At 53.2% G+C, this 15,062-nt stretch carries 9 protein-coding genes; 1 reads left to right on the top strand and 8 read right to left on the bottom strand.

Annotation, left to right across the window (positions count from 1 at the left end):
• Positions 1–62 precede the first annotated feature (62 nt).
• Positions 63–1,880, bottom strand: coding sequence for a beta-glucuronidase (gene uidA, locus ONB52_17365; GenBank protein ID MDZ7417905.1), 1,818 nt, complete (start codon positions 1,878–1,880; stop codon positions 63–65).
• Between the two features lie 39 nt (positions 1,881–1,919).
• The gene (locus tag ONB52_17360; GenBank protein ID MDZ7417904.1) at positions 1,920–3,425 is read right to left on the bottom strand and encodes a glycoside hydrolase family 2 protein; all 1,506 of its coding nucleotides are present in this window, start codon (positions 3,423–3,425) and stop codon (positions 1,920–1,922) included.
• Here ONB52_17360 and ONB52_17355 point away from each other — a divergent pair.
• Positions 3,420–4,484, top strand: a complete 1,065-nt coding sequence (locus ONB52_17355) for a hypothetical protein (GenBank protein ID MDZ7417903.1) — start codon at positions 3,420–3,422, stop codon at positions 4,482–4,484. The genes ONB52_17360 and ONB52_17355 overlap by 6 nt on opposite strands.
• 169 nt (positions 4,485–4,653) lie before the next feature.
• Here ONB52_17355 and ONB52_17350 read toward each other — a convergent pair whose 3' ends face one another.
• From ONB52_17350 to ONB52_17325, 6 genes are all read right to left on the bottom strand, one after another.
• Complete coding sequence (locus ONB52_17350) at positions 4,654–5,907, bottom strand: mandelate racemase/muconate lactonizing enzyme family protein (GenBank protein ID MDZ7417902.1); 1,254 nt, start codon at positions 5,905–5,907, stop codon at positions 4,654–4,656.
• A gap of 199 nt (positions 5,908–6,106) precedes the next feature.
• Positions 6,107–7,636: a T9SS type A sorting domain-containing protein gene (locus ONB52_17345; protein ID MDZ7417901.1), complete on the bottom strand. Its 1,530-nt coding sequence runs from the start codon at positions 7,634–7,636 to the stop codon at positions 6,107–6,109.
• Positions 7,637–7,781: 145 nt separating this feature from the next.
• A complete protein-coding gene (locus tag ONB52_17340) occupies positions 7,782–10,664 on the bottom strand; it encodes a TonB-dependent receptor (GenBank protein ID MDZ7417900.1) in 2,883 nt (960 codons plus the stop codon).
• A gap of 57 nt (positions 10,665–10,721) precedes the next feature.
• A complete protein-coding gene (locus ONB52_17335) occupies positions 10,722–11,963 on the bottom strand; it encodes a mandelate racemase/muconate lactonizing enzyme family protein (protein ID MDZ7417899.1) in 1,242 nt (413 codons plus the stop codon).
• A gap of 187 nt (positions 11,964–12,150) precedes the next feature.
• Complete coding sequence (locus ONB52_17330) at positions 12,151–13,296, bottom strand: GntR family transcriptional regulator (protein MDZ7417898.1); 1,146 nt, start codon at positions 13,294–13,296, stop codon at positions 12,151–12,153.
• Between the two features lie 131 nt (positions 13,297–13,427).
• Complete coding sequence (locus ONB52_17325) at positions 13,428–14,984, bottom strand: tagaturonate epimerase family protein (GenBank protein MDZ7417897.1); 1,557 nt, start codon at positions 14,982–14,984, stop codon at positions 13,428–13,430.
• Positions 14,985–15,062 lie beyond the last annotated feature (78 nt).

Below are 15,062 nucleotides of genomic sequence, written 5' to 3'. Positions count from 1 at the left end.
AAATCCCAAGTCCAGAAAGGACCTTTGAAAACAACATTTGTAATATCATGAGCATTCGGTTTTCAATCGTCTCTTCGAGACTTTGCCGCACGCGGCTTTTTATCAAATGAGAGCCAATGTTGGCGAATCGCAAAGGCCGCCGCCTTCGGCTCCCGTTGCCGATTGAATACGCCTTTTTTGTTCAACACTACGCGGCGGAAATGTTGCGCGGTGCGGAAATCGGCGAAATTCCAAATATGCTCGCCGATGGCAAACGGCAGCGATTCGATGATTTCAAAATATTTCTGAATCAACTGAGTTTGGTATTCCTCGGTAAACAGTTGCGGATAGGTGGCATGCAACCCGTCGATGGTATCGGCGCCAAATTCGGAGACGAGAATCGGCTTCTGATACTTTTCGTGGAGCAATTCCATTTCCGCTTTGAGCGTGGCGCCGGCTTCCTCGATCTCGCCGGGAATCTCGTACCATCCCCAATAGCGGTTGATGGAAATGAAGTCGGAATATTTGTAGGCAGGATCCCGCTCTTTCCAAAAGGCGAAAGCCGGCAGGGTGATCGGCCGGGTCGAATCGAGCGATTTGACATGCCGGCAAATCTCCGCCCAATAGTTCTCGGCCTTTTCGGAAATCGCTTCCTCCTCTCCCCAGATGCCGGGTTCATTGGCGATGCTCCAACTGATCACCGCCGGATGGTTCCGGTCTCTCGCGATCAGCTCGGTTAACGCCCGTTTGTGATTCTCCAGGGTTTTGGAGGTGACGTGGCGAAAGTTCAAACTGACCGCCGGCACTTCATCGATAATCAAAAATCCCATGCGGTCGGCCATCTGCATGATTTCTTCGGCGTAGGGATAATGCGAGGTCCGAAATGAATTGGCGCCAATCCATTTCATTAATTGAAAATCCTTGACGATCAGGGGGTGGGATAAACCTTTTCCCAGAACGGCGAAGTCCTCGTGCTTGCCGAAGCCTTTCAGAAAAATGGGCGCGCCATTCAACAGCAGCTTCGCGCCGGCCACGGTGATTTCGCGAACGCCGACTTCAACCTGATACTCATCCACCGGCGTACCATTCTCCTGCACTGAAAACCGGAGCTGGTAGAGATGGGGATTCTCGGGACACCAAAATTGGCAGCGCGAAATGGCAAATTCACCGGCGACGGTTGAATAGTTGCAGGGTTTTATTTTTTTCTCCAGCTTCTGCCTGCCATCCCAAAGAGAGATTTCCACGCTTGCTGCCTCGGAAAGCCGGCTGAATGTTGCCTCGAATTTTAAATGGCCGGTTGTGCCCGCGATGGCGGTGTCGACCTTCACCTCGGAAAGATGGAGAGGATGAAGCGCGACAAGCTTCACCGGACGATGCAGACCACCGTAGGCAAAAAAGTCAAACGCCGTCGGAGGAAAAGAGGCGTCACGATTTTTGCGGAATGAGGCAAAATCCTCTTTGGTGAGGCCCTGGGGAATGGTGTCATAGGTCAGCGTGTTGTCCACGCAAACGACGAGTAGGTTCTCGGCATCATGGTTGATAAAAGAAGTGATGTCGAATTCAAAGGGCAAAAATCCACCCTCGTGCTCTCCGACAAACTCCCCATTGACCCAAACCCGGGCATGAAAATCAGCAGAGCCAAATCGCAGCAGCAATGTTTTCTCGGATAAAGCGGACGGAACATGGAAGCGCGTTTGGTGCCACAGCGGCCCGACATAATTCATCAGCCCGATTTCGGCGAGCTGCTCATTCCAACTGCCGGGCACACCAATATAAGCATCTGCTTCGAATCCATCGTTCCAATTTTTTTCAACACCAAAGCGATCCGGATCGGCTTTGATTTCCCAAAAGCCGGAGAGATCGAGAACGGTACGGCAGCGATTGTTTTGGGGATAGAGCATAAGTTGTCGTATGACCTTTCACAATTCCCAGCGGAGAGTTCACTTGCGGTTATTGGTCCTGGTCGCGAATTCAAAATACAACTTTACCCGGTCACTCACAGTGACCTCGTCCTTTCTGGCCCTGGCAAACAGTTCGTTTTCTCCCTCATGGAATGCCACTTCCCACACGAAATCCTCTTCTTTGGCGCCAAGCGGTTGTCCATTGAGAAACAGCTCCACGACGTCGCAATTGCTCAAAATGCGAATACGCTTCTTCTCGCCATTGTTGCCACTGCGATGGCGCCACGTGTGCGAGACGATGTAAACCATCGGCTCTTGTGACCATTGGCTCTGATAAAAATAGTAGGCATCCTTCGGCCGGCGTCTGTAATCGACCAGACCTTTCTGATTGAGGCGGGGAATGTTGCCAATTTTATGCTCGGAGGCAAAATCGCAGCCATTCCAAACCGCGCTGCCACCAAGCCACGGCCGCTCGTTGATTTGCCGGAGATAGCCTTCGTGAAACCGCAGTTGATAGTCTTCGCTGAAATCGAAGCGTTCGGGGTTTTCGACATGGTAACCGCGTTTGGCATCGGCGCCATATTCGCTGATCAGAATTTTCCAATGCGGATATTTTTGGTGCAGCTCATCAATATCCTTGCCGAAATCTTCGATGGCGCCGCGATACCAGCCGAAGTAACGATTGAAGCCGATGCAATCGGTGATGCCGGCCAGATCGTAATCCACCATGTTGTTTTGCGCCTGCACGGTGAGCCGGGTCGTATCCAGCGCTTTCGCAAGATCATGGAGCGCTTGAAGCGTCTTGCGGATGTACGGCACTTCCGAGGCGGGCATCCACGCTTCGGCAGTTTCGTTGGCGATTCCCCAAAATATGATGGCGGGATGATTGCGGTCGCGGGCGATCATCTCGGCCAACATGTTTTTGCAATTGTCGATGAACTTTTCACGGCCGACGGTATTGACGTAGGGAATCTCCTCCCACACCAGAATACCCAGGCGGTCACATTCCTGCAGCATTACCGGATCATGGGGATAATGCGCGAGGCGAACGAAGTTGATGCCCATTTTCTTGAACAAACGCAAATCTTGCACGCGCAGCGAATCCGGCACTGCCGGGCCGTAGCCGAAACGATCCTGATGCAGATTGACGCCGCGAAGCTTCAAATATTTGCCATTGAGGAAAAAACCTTTTTGTGAATCAAATTCAAACCAGCGAAAACCGAGCGGCGAAGCATATTCGTCGACCAGGGTTTCGCCATCATAGAGATGGGAATAAACGGTATAGAGGTTCGGCTCCTCCGGCGACCACAAACGCGGCTGCGGAATCGCGCCGCTCTGTTGTGTCAATGTGTGCAAGGCGTTTTTCTCCACTCGTGCGTGGCTTTCCATCGAGGCGACAATGAATCCTTCCGCATTGACAACGCTGGCAACCAGCCGGAGTTCTTTGGCATGATTGGCGTCATTCTTTATTTCCGTCACCACTTTGACGGTCGCGGCGTGATGAGAAACTTCCGGTGTGGTGACAAAGGTTGAAACGACATGCACCTTTTCCGTCACCTTCAACCAAACTTCTCGCGTAATGCCCCCCATCATGTTGAAATCGCCGGTATGCGGAGGAATATCGTAATCAAAACGATTGTCAACTTTCACTGCCAAAAGATTCGATCTGTCGAATTTTATGAGGCTGGTCACCTCGAATTCAAACCCCAAGTATCCGCCGATGTGCTGTCCCAAATGCACGCCATTGAGCCAGACTTCTGCCACCTGATTCGCGGCTTCAAACTCAATGAATATTTTTTTCCCTCTGCAAGTTTGATCCACCGTAAACTGCTTGCGGTACCAGCTTATGCCGCGCCAATAAGAGGTGTAAATATCCAAACCGTCGTTGAAATTGCGATCATCAATGATGTCGCCGGCATTCCAACTGTGCGGCAAAGCTACCGGCTCCCAATTGGCATCATTCAAATTCGGCGCTTGCGCATTGGCGACATCGCCTTTGTGGAATTTCCAATCGTGATTGAGATTGATCCGTTGCCGCAAGGGGTGCCGGGGTTTTACATACAGCGGTTCCCACTCCGGCCGCAGGCTCTGAAGCGCAATACGCAAAAGTTTGGCGTCGCCGGCTGCAAGCTGATACCGCAGCCGTTTTTCAACCCCGAGCAAGGTTCGATCAATCTTCACCTCGACTTGCTTGTCTGTGTCAGTGGCGATGAAGATCAGTACTTCTTCATCCTTCCCATCGCCGCGGAGAAAAGCAAGGTGAAAGGTATTGGCCTGCACCAGCTCGGTCACGTTCTTTTTCGCTTTGCGGCGACGGAAATTGCTCACGATCGTTTCGTCGCAATAGAGATCGCCGTTATGCAGAAAAAAACTGATGGTCTTGTCTTTGTGGCGCACGTTTTTCGCCGACAACCATGTCCAGCCGGGGCGGAGGCTGGGATGGATGGTGAAATCTTTTTCGTCCGGCACCAAGCCGTAGAAATCAACGGCGGCGATGTCCTTGCCTTGAAGCTGGCGGTTGATCTCGATGCTGGGGGTGAAGAGTTGCGGTGGAGATTGGGCCAACGCGAGGTTTTGGCCGTTTCGCCAACAGAGCGCGCATAACAGCGTCAAAAAAAGCACGGCGTGGAGGGATCGTTTATTCATTTTATTCATTTTCATGCAGTATTAAATTCGAAGACCATCACGGTCGCGAAGAGTTTGTAGCACAAACTTCCAGCTTGCCTTCGTTTGCAGACTGGAAGTCTGCGCTATGACATAATCTCTATTCAACTCAACCCGTGATCACCGCAGCTTGATTCACAAAATCCGGATCAATGGCAATGCCAAAGCCGGGACCGGTGGGGACGCGGACGATGCCATCTTTGCAGATCAGCGTCGAGGTGTCGCAATGAATGGGTATTTTTTCGCTTTTGCCCTTGTACTCCATGAACTCGCCGGCGTTGGGAACGAACGAGGCAAAATGAATCACGTAGAGATAACCGACGCTGCTGCCGCTCATATGCGGCGTGCATTCCAATCCGGCTGCGGCGGCCATTCTCGCGACGCGCACGCTGCGAATGAAGCCGCCGAAATAAAACAAATCCGGCTGCACGATTTGCACAGCGTGGTTGTGAATCATCCAGCGGAAGCGCCAGAGGCTGCTTTCCTGCTCGCCGCCGGCAATGGGGATCGTGAGCGTGTCGGCAACTCGTTTGGTTTCTTCCAACTCATCGAACGCGCAAGGCTCTTCGTAAAAAGTGATTTTGTGCTCCTCCAACATTCTGCCGACACGCACCGCTTCCGCAACGTTGTACGAGCCGTTGGCGTCGGCCATGATCACCATCTCGTCGCCGAACGTCTTGCGCATCAAGGGAATCAGCTTCTCGGTGCGGCCGGGCGGCGAGTCCGCGAAACCTAATCTGCCGCCGACTTTGAACTTCAGCGCTTTGGCGCCGATTTCCTCGACGCGCTTTTTCGTACGGCGAACCGATTCTTCCGCCGACAAGCCACGATCGTTGTTGGCGCGATAAACTTTGATCTCGTTGCGAGTGACGCTGCCGAGCAAATCGCCCACCGGCTTGCCCGCGAGATGGCCGAGCAAATCCAAAATCGCAAATTCCACCGAGGCGACGCACATCCAAAAGGCGAGGCCTTGCAGCTTGTAATTGCTGTCATGAACATAAACGCCGTCAATGAGCGTCTCGAGCTGCCGGGCGTCCTTGCCGATAAAATACGGCGCGACGATTTTTGTCAAAATGGGATAGAAGGCATCCATGCGCTCATTGTTGGAAACGGCCATGCCGACCGCGCCGTCTTTCGAGCGCACGCGCACGAACCACTCCTCACCGTTTTTCAGCAAGTCGATGGCGGCGATGATTATGGGATCTTTAAAAAGCTTGGCTCTGAGCACGGGCTTTTTCGCGGCGGCGTCCAATTCTTCCAGCGCGATTGTGCGCGTTTGCGCGCGCACCGGCGCCGCCTGCAAAGTTGCGCCGAGCGCAGCGCCCAAAGTTGTCACCAAAAATGCGCGGCGGTTAGTTTTCATAAATGCATCTTGCTTTCTAAAGTCAATGCTTTTGAACGCGGATTACTCGGATGACACGGATCATTGCGGATTTTGCTTTGGTTCATTTATGTTTTATCCGTGCTCATCCACACGACCCGTGTCATCCGAGTTCAAAAAATGGCGTAGAAACTTTCTCTGGCCTGAGATTGATTCGAGTCGGACTTTCAACCACTGAGCCTTATTTGACCAACAGCATATCACCCGTTCCGGTAAACGTTTGTTTCGCCGTCGCGGCGGTGACGCGATAGAAGTACACACCGGTGGCGAGGGCCGAAGCGTCCAAGCGCAGCGCCTGCGCGGAGCCGGCGTTCATGCGCACCGGCTTGGTGGCGAGCACTTGCCGGCCGGTGACATCAAACACGGCGATTTGCACTTCGGCTGCAACCGGCAGATCAAAGCAAATTGCAGTCGAAGGGTTGAACGGATTGGGATAATTGCCGAGCAGACGAAACGAGTTGGGCACTTTGCTGCCGGCGCGATCCTTCACGGCGCTGATGATGTCGAGGCCGAACCACGTGAGCGCGCCGAGCGGCTGGCCGGCAGTGGAGCCGGTGTACGCCGCCGTCGTGGTGGGATATTTGAAATCGTAAGGCTCTTTCGAGGTATCAAAGGGTGGATAACTCGACATGGATCTGCTGGTATCCAGGAAAGCCATCACCAAAGGGATGTGCGAAGGCGGACCGTTGACAAAAGCGATGGCTTCCATAGTGGTATTACTGGCATGAGCCGTGGCAATCGAGTCATAGGGCTGAACGACTTTGCGGCCGCGGATGCCGGGAAACAGACTCGAGATCGCCGGATCCAAATAGAAATTGTTGTTGCGGATCGTCACGCTCAAGCTCAGGCCCGCGAGCAGCGGTCCGGGGGGATCAAGCTCGATGAGCGTGCGCGGCACGCTGCCGGGCGTTGTCGTGGTGTCCGTGCCGAAATAAGCGCCGTTGACCACGATGTTGTTGGTGAAGATGAAGGTCGCCAACTGCTCGATGTCCAGGCAATGCTGTGCGCTGTTGACGATGGTGTTGTGGTTCCAATAGTGGAACTTGCTCAAGCCGCCGTCGCCGACGCGATAGACGCGGCTGGTGATGTTGTAAACGGTGGTGTTCTCCACCCAGATCGAATCTTGTTGAACGCCGCGCGCATCGATGAAGCGGCCGTTGTCCAGATTCGTCGCCTCGCCGATGTTGCTGATGATGGACTTTTTCACGAACACGCGGCAGAATTTGTTGTCGAGCCGGATGGCCGATTGGCCGTCGCGATCGAGATGGCAATCTTCCAGCACGATGCGAACGTTATCGGCGCCGGTGCGGATGATGTTGGTCTCGCGGTAAGCGCCCAAAGAATTGGCGCCGGTGACGTACAAGCCTTTGAGCGTGAGATTGGCGCGGCTCCGAAAGGCGCGGGTCGAGTTGCCGGCGTTATCCGCCAGCGGCACCAAGCGCGGGCGTTCCCCTGTTCCCTCCGAAATAATCGTGAGCGGAAAGTTATGATCGATGGTTCCGGACAACAAATAAATTTTTCCGGCGCCGCGCTCCAGCACGTAAACGGTGTTGGGGGTTCTAGCGGTATCCCCCGCGATCGCCGCGTTCAACGTTCCGATGCCGGGAGCAATCGGCACGCGGCGCTCTTGGGCATTGGATTCGTCAAACCACCCCAAGACGGCGATGGCGCACGCCAATAATTGGGGCAGCAGTCTGTAAATTGGTTTCATCGTGGCTTCTCCGGTTTTGAGTTCGTGCGAAATTTTTGTTAGTGGTGTGATACGGCTCAAACAACTTGCGGCGGCTTGCAATTGATCATAGGCCAACCTCCTCACTGTTTTGGTTAAATAAACGAAAAGAATTCATAACGGCGCGTTAAAACTTGTAGCGCAGCCCGAGATCGGCCGTCCAGCCGAAGAATTCCTCACTCGTTGGAAACGCCTTGATGCCGAGAAAGGCCTTCTCCGCATAATCGGTCATGTTGTTGAAGTTCAGAAAGGCGCTGAAGCCGCTGGTGATTTTCTGTTGCAAGGTGAGATCCCAGCGCAAAAAATCATCGGCAAAGCCGTCAAATTCACTCGTGCCGCCCAAATTTTCCAGGCTGCCGCCTTGCGCGATCAGTGACAGGCGACCCGAAAATCCTTTCTTCTCGTAACCGATCGCGAAGTTGGCAATATAATCCGCCTGGCCGGCGACGCGCCCCGAACGCACCGTATCGATAGCCGTGGAGACAACATAGGGAGGAGTGGGAATCAGCTTGGTTTCAACGCGGAAGAAGGGGTAAAAAGTTTTTGAGGTGATGCGGGAATAGTTGGCGTACAGCACCAGGCCGTCGAGCGGGCCGGGCAAAAACTTGAGATTGGTTTGCAAATCGATTTCCCAGCCTTTGATCGTGGGCTTGCCTTTTCCATTTATCGGCCCGACGATGTCGTAACCGCGATAGGGATGCCCGATTTCGAGAATCGGGAAGCGGCGGAGATAATCAATGTCGCGGAGTTCCTTGTAAAATCCGCCGACGGTAAAAAGCCCCAAGCGGCTGTAGAACGACAGATAGGCGTCGTAATTCCACACGCGGGTCGGCTTCAGATTCGGCTCGCCACGTTCGATAATTCTTTCGTCGTTGTTGATACTTTCGCGCGGCACGAGATTGAAGTAATCGGGACGCGAAAGGGTTTTGGTGGCGGCCAGGCGAATGTCGAACCACGAAGTGAATTTATAGCGCAGGTGCGCCATCGGTAGAATCTCATCATATTGCCGAACGCCCGTGGTATCGGTCACGCCACTCACGCTCTGACCATCTTCCCCAATTTCCGGCGTTCCGAAAATGCTTTTGTAATCGTTCTCCGTCCATTCGTAGCGGGCGCCGCCCAGCAGGGTGAGCTTGCGTCCGAGATTAAACTCGGCCATCAAATAGGTGGCGCGAATCTGCTCGCCGGCTTTATAATCCCGCAAATCATAAAGCTTGTCGACGACATACAGCGGGTCGCCGTTCATTAAAATGAAGGACCGGAAGGTATTCAAAAAATCGTGGAGTTTGTCCACACTCAGCCCCGGGCCAAACGTGAACTGGCCGTTGAGATAATCTCCGGCGCTGAAGCCGGGATCAAGAAAAGCGTTGAGCCCAAGACGATTGACGTTGGTCAATTCGTAGAGGCGAAATTCGTTGCGAAACCTCTCGGGGTTCGCGGCCATCTCACGGCCGAGCGCATCGAGGTTGAAATGAGAAGTCCAAATGCGATGATCGTCGCGCGTGCGATCCTTGTCGCGAATTTTGCCGCCGAGTTTGAAATAACCCGAAATTTTTTTACCCAACACCCACGGCCTTTTGATATCGAGCTGCGCGGTCCAATCACGGTCTTCGATCCGTTGCTCGTCGAGATGATCGTTCTTGAAATAAGTTTCGGCGAGATTGTTTTTTGCGCCCAGCGGAATCAGCTCCGGCCCCTGGTCTTCGATCAAGTCGGCGGTGTAGGCGGCGTCCTCGCGAAAGCGCGCGTAATGGGAAAACGGCATGTTCTGTTTGCTGTCGGAATACGAAGCGCGCCAGCTCAGCTCGAGGAGTTTGAACGTGTGCTCCCCGCTCAAAGAATTGGTCAGCAACGTGGTTTCAATGCGGCGGTCGATCAAGTCATATTCCACGCGGGTGGTGCCGACGCGATACCGTTTGCGGCGCTGAATCTCGTCGCGGTCGGTGCGGCTCCAAAAGCTGTTGAAAAGAATGGAGCCGTTGCCCAAATTATAATCGAGCGCCAGCGAGGCGCCGTAACGGTCGCGGGTTTCCAGCCGGTCGCCGAGATTCAAATCTTCAACTTTGATTTTGGCGCGGTCCACGCCCTGTCCGGCAAAGGAATAGTCGGCCTCCAGCACGTCCGAGCTGCGATTGGCCCGCTGCAGATTGCCGGTCAAAATAACGCCCAACTTATCTTCATAGAAGCGGTTGCTCAAGCTCGCGCTGCCCTTGTACACGCCGTAATCGCTTTCGTGATTGTTGTATCCGCCTTGCAAGCGGAAATCCGTTTTCAAACCTTCGGGCGCTTTGCGAATCACAAAATTCACCGTGCCGCCGATCGCGTCTCCATCTTTATCCGGCGTGAGGGCTTTGAACACTTCGATGCCCGCCAGCATGTCCGGCGAGATCATGCTGAGATCGACCGAGCGATCAACTGCCTCAGTGGAAGGAATGCGCTCGCCGTTGACGGTGATCGAGTTGAATTTCGGCGACAGGCCGCGAATCACGACTTTCGTGCCCTCGCCGGCGTCGCGCTGAATGGATATGCCGGGCAAACGCCCCAACGATTCCGCCGCGTTTTGATCCGGCAACTCCTTGATCTTGTCCGAAGACACGACGTTGACGATGGTGTTGGCAGACAATTGCTGGTTGATGGCGCGCGCTTGGCCTTCCAATTGCGCCGTGACCACGACGGCTTGCCCCTCGATGACTTCGAATTGCAGTTTAACGTCCTGGCGGGTGATTTGATCGGTCGTGACGCTGATCGGCATCGTCACCTTCTTGTAACCGATATATGAGACGACCAGCATATAGTCGCCGGCCGGCACGGAGGGAATGAGGTATTCGCCTTTGAGGTTGGTCGCGGCGCCAAGGGCCGTGCCTTGCAAAAAAACATTGGCGCCGGGCAACGGCTCGCCGGTTTGGGCGTCTTTGACGACGCCAACGATTTTACCCGTCGAGCTGGCAACGAGGCTCGTTCCCGCAAAAAAGACGAGAACGAGCGCGACAAAAAAAGGTTGGCCTTTCATGATTTGCTCCTCCGATTATGAGCAGCCTTGAGGCATAACCGAAAAATAAATTTCTCATCATTGGAGGCTCACCATATACTTCTGGACCAGCGCCGGATCCGGATCGATGCCCAAGCCGGGTTTGTCGGGAACCGTGATGAAGCCGTCTTTCACCGGAAAGAGCGGCAGCGCCGGGTTGTACTGGCTCTCGACGCCGGGATAGGTTTCCATGATCAACGCATTGGGCGTTGCCGCGAGCAGGTGCACCGCCATGTGCGGGCTGCCGTGCGGCGCCACCGGAATGTGAAACGCCGAGGCTAGCGCCGCGATTTTGCGATACTCGGTGATGCCGCCGGCTTTCACGGTGTCGAGATTCAAAATATCCGCGGAGCCGGCTGTGATCAGATCGCGACAGCCCCAACGCGTGTATTCATTTTCTCCGGCAACGATGGGAATATCCAGCGCCTGACGCACCTCGGCGCAGCCGGCGAAATCATCCGCGACCACCGGCTCCTCGAACCAAAACAGATTGTATTTCTCCACCGCGCGACCGAAACGAATCGCGTCGTAGGCGAGCCATTTGTTGTTGGCATCGATCATCAGATCGATGTCCGGCCCCAACGCCTCGCGCACGGCACGAACGCGCTCGACATCGACGCTAAAACTTTCGCCACCGACTTTCATCTTCACGGCGCGGAAGCCTTCGCTCACATAACCCTCCATCTCTTTCACCAAATCGGCGACGGTCTTGCCCTCTTCGTAATAACCGCCAGCGGCGTACACGCGCAGCCTGGTTTGATAGGCACCGAGCACGCGATAAACCGGCAACTCGAGCGCCTTGCCGATGAGATCCCAAATCGCCATATCGAGCGAGCCGATGGCCTCGATGTATTCGCCTTTTGCCACCGACTTGCGATTGTCACGATACATGTGATCCCACAGGCGCTCCACATCAAACGGGTTCTCACCACGAATTTTGCTGAAGGCGCTTTTGATCAAGCTGTCCGGGCCTTTGGGCAGGCTGCGGCCGATCAGTCCTTGATTGGTGTAAAGCTCCAGCATCTTCAGGCTCGGCGCCTCGCCGCCGCTGGTGATGATGGCATTGCGCTTGACCGGCGTTTTGCCGGGAAATTGCAACTTGAGAAATTTGAGCTCAGTGATCTTCAAATTATTGAACGCGGCACGCGCGTTCTCCATAGGGCGAGCAAGAGCCGGCGACGGCGACGGCGCGAGCCACGAAGTGGCCGCGAAGCCGCCAAGACCGCCCGCCAAAGTCCGTATAAAATTGCGGCGATCGAGTTTTTGCAGTTTCGTTTTCATAGTTCGTCACCGAATAAAGCTGATGAAGCGGAATTTGTTGGTTCCGAGGTTAAGCAAGGGCGGACGCCACTTTCATAAAATTAAAATGTGTCAAGCTGTGCAGCAATCAATATAATATACCAAGTATACCAGGATAACGGCAAAAATAAGGATTTAAATACACTCCTAGTTAAAAATTTACTTGAAGTTAAGCAGTTGTAACACTGTATGACATATTGCGAGAAATGGATCGTAACTTTGCGCCACAGGATTCACGCACGACAAGCGTGGGTTTCAAAATGGTGCGTATATTTGCTTCCTTCCCTTCGATTCTTTTAATAAGTGTTTCTACGGCGATGGCGCCAATTTCCGCGGTGGGCTGATGAATCGTCGTCAAAGGCACCGGAGCATACTGGCCGCTTTCAATATCGTCAAAACCAACAATGGCAACATCATGAGGAACTTTCAGACCGTGATCCAGCAGGGCCTGCTGAAATCCAAGGGCGGCAAGATCCTTGTATGCAAACACGGCGTCGGGTTTTTGGGCAAGTGCCAAAAAGCGCAGGCCGATTTCGTAGCCGGACTGGTAATCGTCCCCTTCGCCTTTTGACGAGGAACGAAAGACCAGGCTTTCTTCAAAGGGTTTTCCATATTGTTGCAACGCGCGCAGGTAACCTTTCTTGCGGAGCTCGCTCAACAAATTTCCTTCTTCGCAACTGATATAACCAATTCTATAGTGGCCAAGTTTAATCAGATGCTCCGTCGCCAGATGAGCGCCATATTCATGGTCGGTGCCGACGTAGAAAATATCCTCGTCTTCCATATAAGATACAAAAACATAGGGAAAGTTCTCCTGGTGTAATTTTCGGATACTGTTGGTCGCTCGGTAAATGCGGCTCATTGAAGCGATAATTAAGCCACTCACACCGATTTGACGAAAATGGTGGATTTGGCTCTCTTCTTTATCAAGGCGATCCCCGGAATTGGAGAGCAGAAGATTATATCCCCTTTCGGAGGCTTTTTCTTCAACGCTGTGAACAATAAGCGAAAAGAAGGGGCTTTTCAAATCTCGCAAAACTAAACCGATGGTCTTATACCTGGACAGATCAATCGCAACCCGCTTTCGTGCCGCAACATAAGTTCCCTTTCCCACACGGCTAAAAAGCACGCCCTCGTGGATGAGATCGGCCAACGCCTTTTTCACCGTGATCAGACTGACACCATATTTCTTGGCCAGCTCCTGTTGCGAGTCAAGCTGATCCCCTACCTTCATCTGTCCAGAGGCAATCCTGGCTTTAATATCATCCGCAATTTGGCGGTACAATGGGGTCGGTGTGTTGAAATCTATTCCCATAAAGTGTCCTTCACAAAACTCAGGCGTTATTGCAAAAAATATATTAATTATACCTGGTATTCTAAGTATAAAAATTTTACACCTCTTTTTCAAGCATTTTTTGCATTTCGAGAAGTTTTTGCTGCTTCATTTCATTGCAAAAACGGTTCGATATGCCGGCGGTAATGCCGGCACAGGTTTTCATAATGCGCTTCCTCGTGCTGTTCCAATGCGCGCAAGATGCGGTCTTTGAAAACCGGTTTGCCAGCGCTGTCTTTGCAAGTGAGCACGGAGCCGAACGTGACGTGCAACACCTGTCGCGCATCGTTGTCCTCAAAGAGGCGGAGAAAGCGCTCCAGCGTGCAGTTTTGTGAGGGCGGCACGCGTTCAAGCTTGGCGGAGACGTGATACGAAGCTTTGTCGGTCTCATACCGGCCGCGTGCAAAGTCGAGAATTTCGCTGAACAACGCTGGCTCTTTCTCTGCAATCGTCCTTAACGCCTCCAAATAACTCGTCCCCGCGGTCTTCACATGCACGTGACCAAGCTTCAACGATCCAATGACGTTATAGACGCTGAATTTGTCACTACCCGAATGAATGCTGATTTTGTACGGGCCGAGCGCCTCGGCGATTTTCACATGCTTGACATATTCTTTTTCAAATAAAGCAAGATCACCTTTGAAGTCAATCCCTTTTTCAAAATCACCGACGAAACGCGGAGCGAGACTGACCAGTTTCACTCCCAAGCGTTTCAATTCATTGGCGACCAGAAAATGCTCGAACGGAGTAGTAGGAGAATCGGTTTCATCCACCGAAAGCTCCACTTCATAAGCCCGTCCGCGATATTTGCTCTCGAGATGCCTATAAAGCGTGACGGCATGTGCAATGACGGCACCGTATTTTACCAAACTACAAAGCACTTCCGCAGCCGTCGTATGAATCTCGAAATCATCGGTGATGCGAAAGCTTTTGCCTTCGTAGCGCGAGCGCATTCCTTCGGGCGTATCTGCCAGAACCTCCCAAGGCAGTGCTTTAAGGCGATCGGACAACTCGCTGTCGGGTAGTTTCGCGGCCTCATTCACCACATATGCGCTGGGATCAAAAGTAAAAAATGTGAATCCCGCTTGCATCATGCGGTCAATGTGCTCAGTGGTTTTGAGATGATCGGCATCGGCGCCAAATCCTTTCTTGTATCCTTCTTGAAAAACTGCCCACGTCGCCGCATCCATCACCTCGTCAGGGGTACGTTCGGTGCGTTCGAGTTCGCGGATGGATTGCTGCGCGAGAATGGCGCGAAACGGCGTGCCGGCAATGGCGCGCAGATGCGCGGGATTGGCCAGACCGAGGCGGTCGCCGAGGCCAAAGGAATTTTCCACGCCCAGCAAAACCGGGCGGGTGAAATCAAACAGCTCGCGCAGCACCGCCGCGTTTTGCCGATTGAGCGGACAACATTTGAGTGGCGGATTTGCTTCAAGCGTCTCGCCTTCAAAGCGAGCCGGCATTGCATGAGAATCATTCGCTGGCGAAAGAAATAAATATTTTTTCACACCGCGGCGGGCGATGAAAAAATAAGAGTGATCCAATTGATGAATCGATTTCGGATAAATCCGCAGGGATTCATTTTTGGAGAGCTCGACCAGGAAGGGCTGATTGCCGCTTGCGGGAGTCATCTTTAGTTTTTCGATAATTGGCATCAAGCTCATGGCCATACAGGCTCCAAACAAACACATTGTTTTCGTGGCGCAAGCTCCGGCTTCGGCGTCGCAGCCGAAGGGTGCTGTTGCGAA

It is taken from the genome of candidate division KSB1 bacterium (assembly GCA_034506255.1).
In the GTDB taxonomy this organism is placed as follows: domain Bacteria; phylum Zhuqueibacterota; class Zhuqueibacteria; order Zhuqueibacterales; family Zhuqueibacteraceae; genus Coneutiohabitans; species Coneutiohabitans thermophilus.
This window is presented reverse-complemented; position numbering and strand designations above follow the sequence as displayed.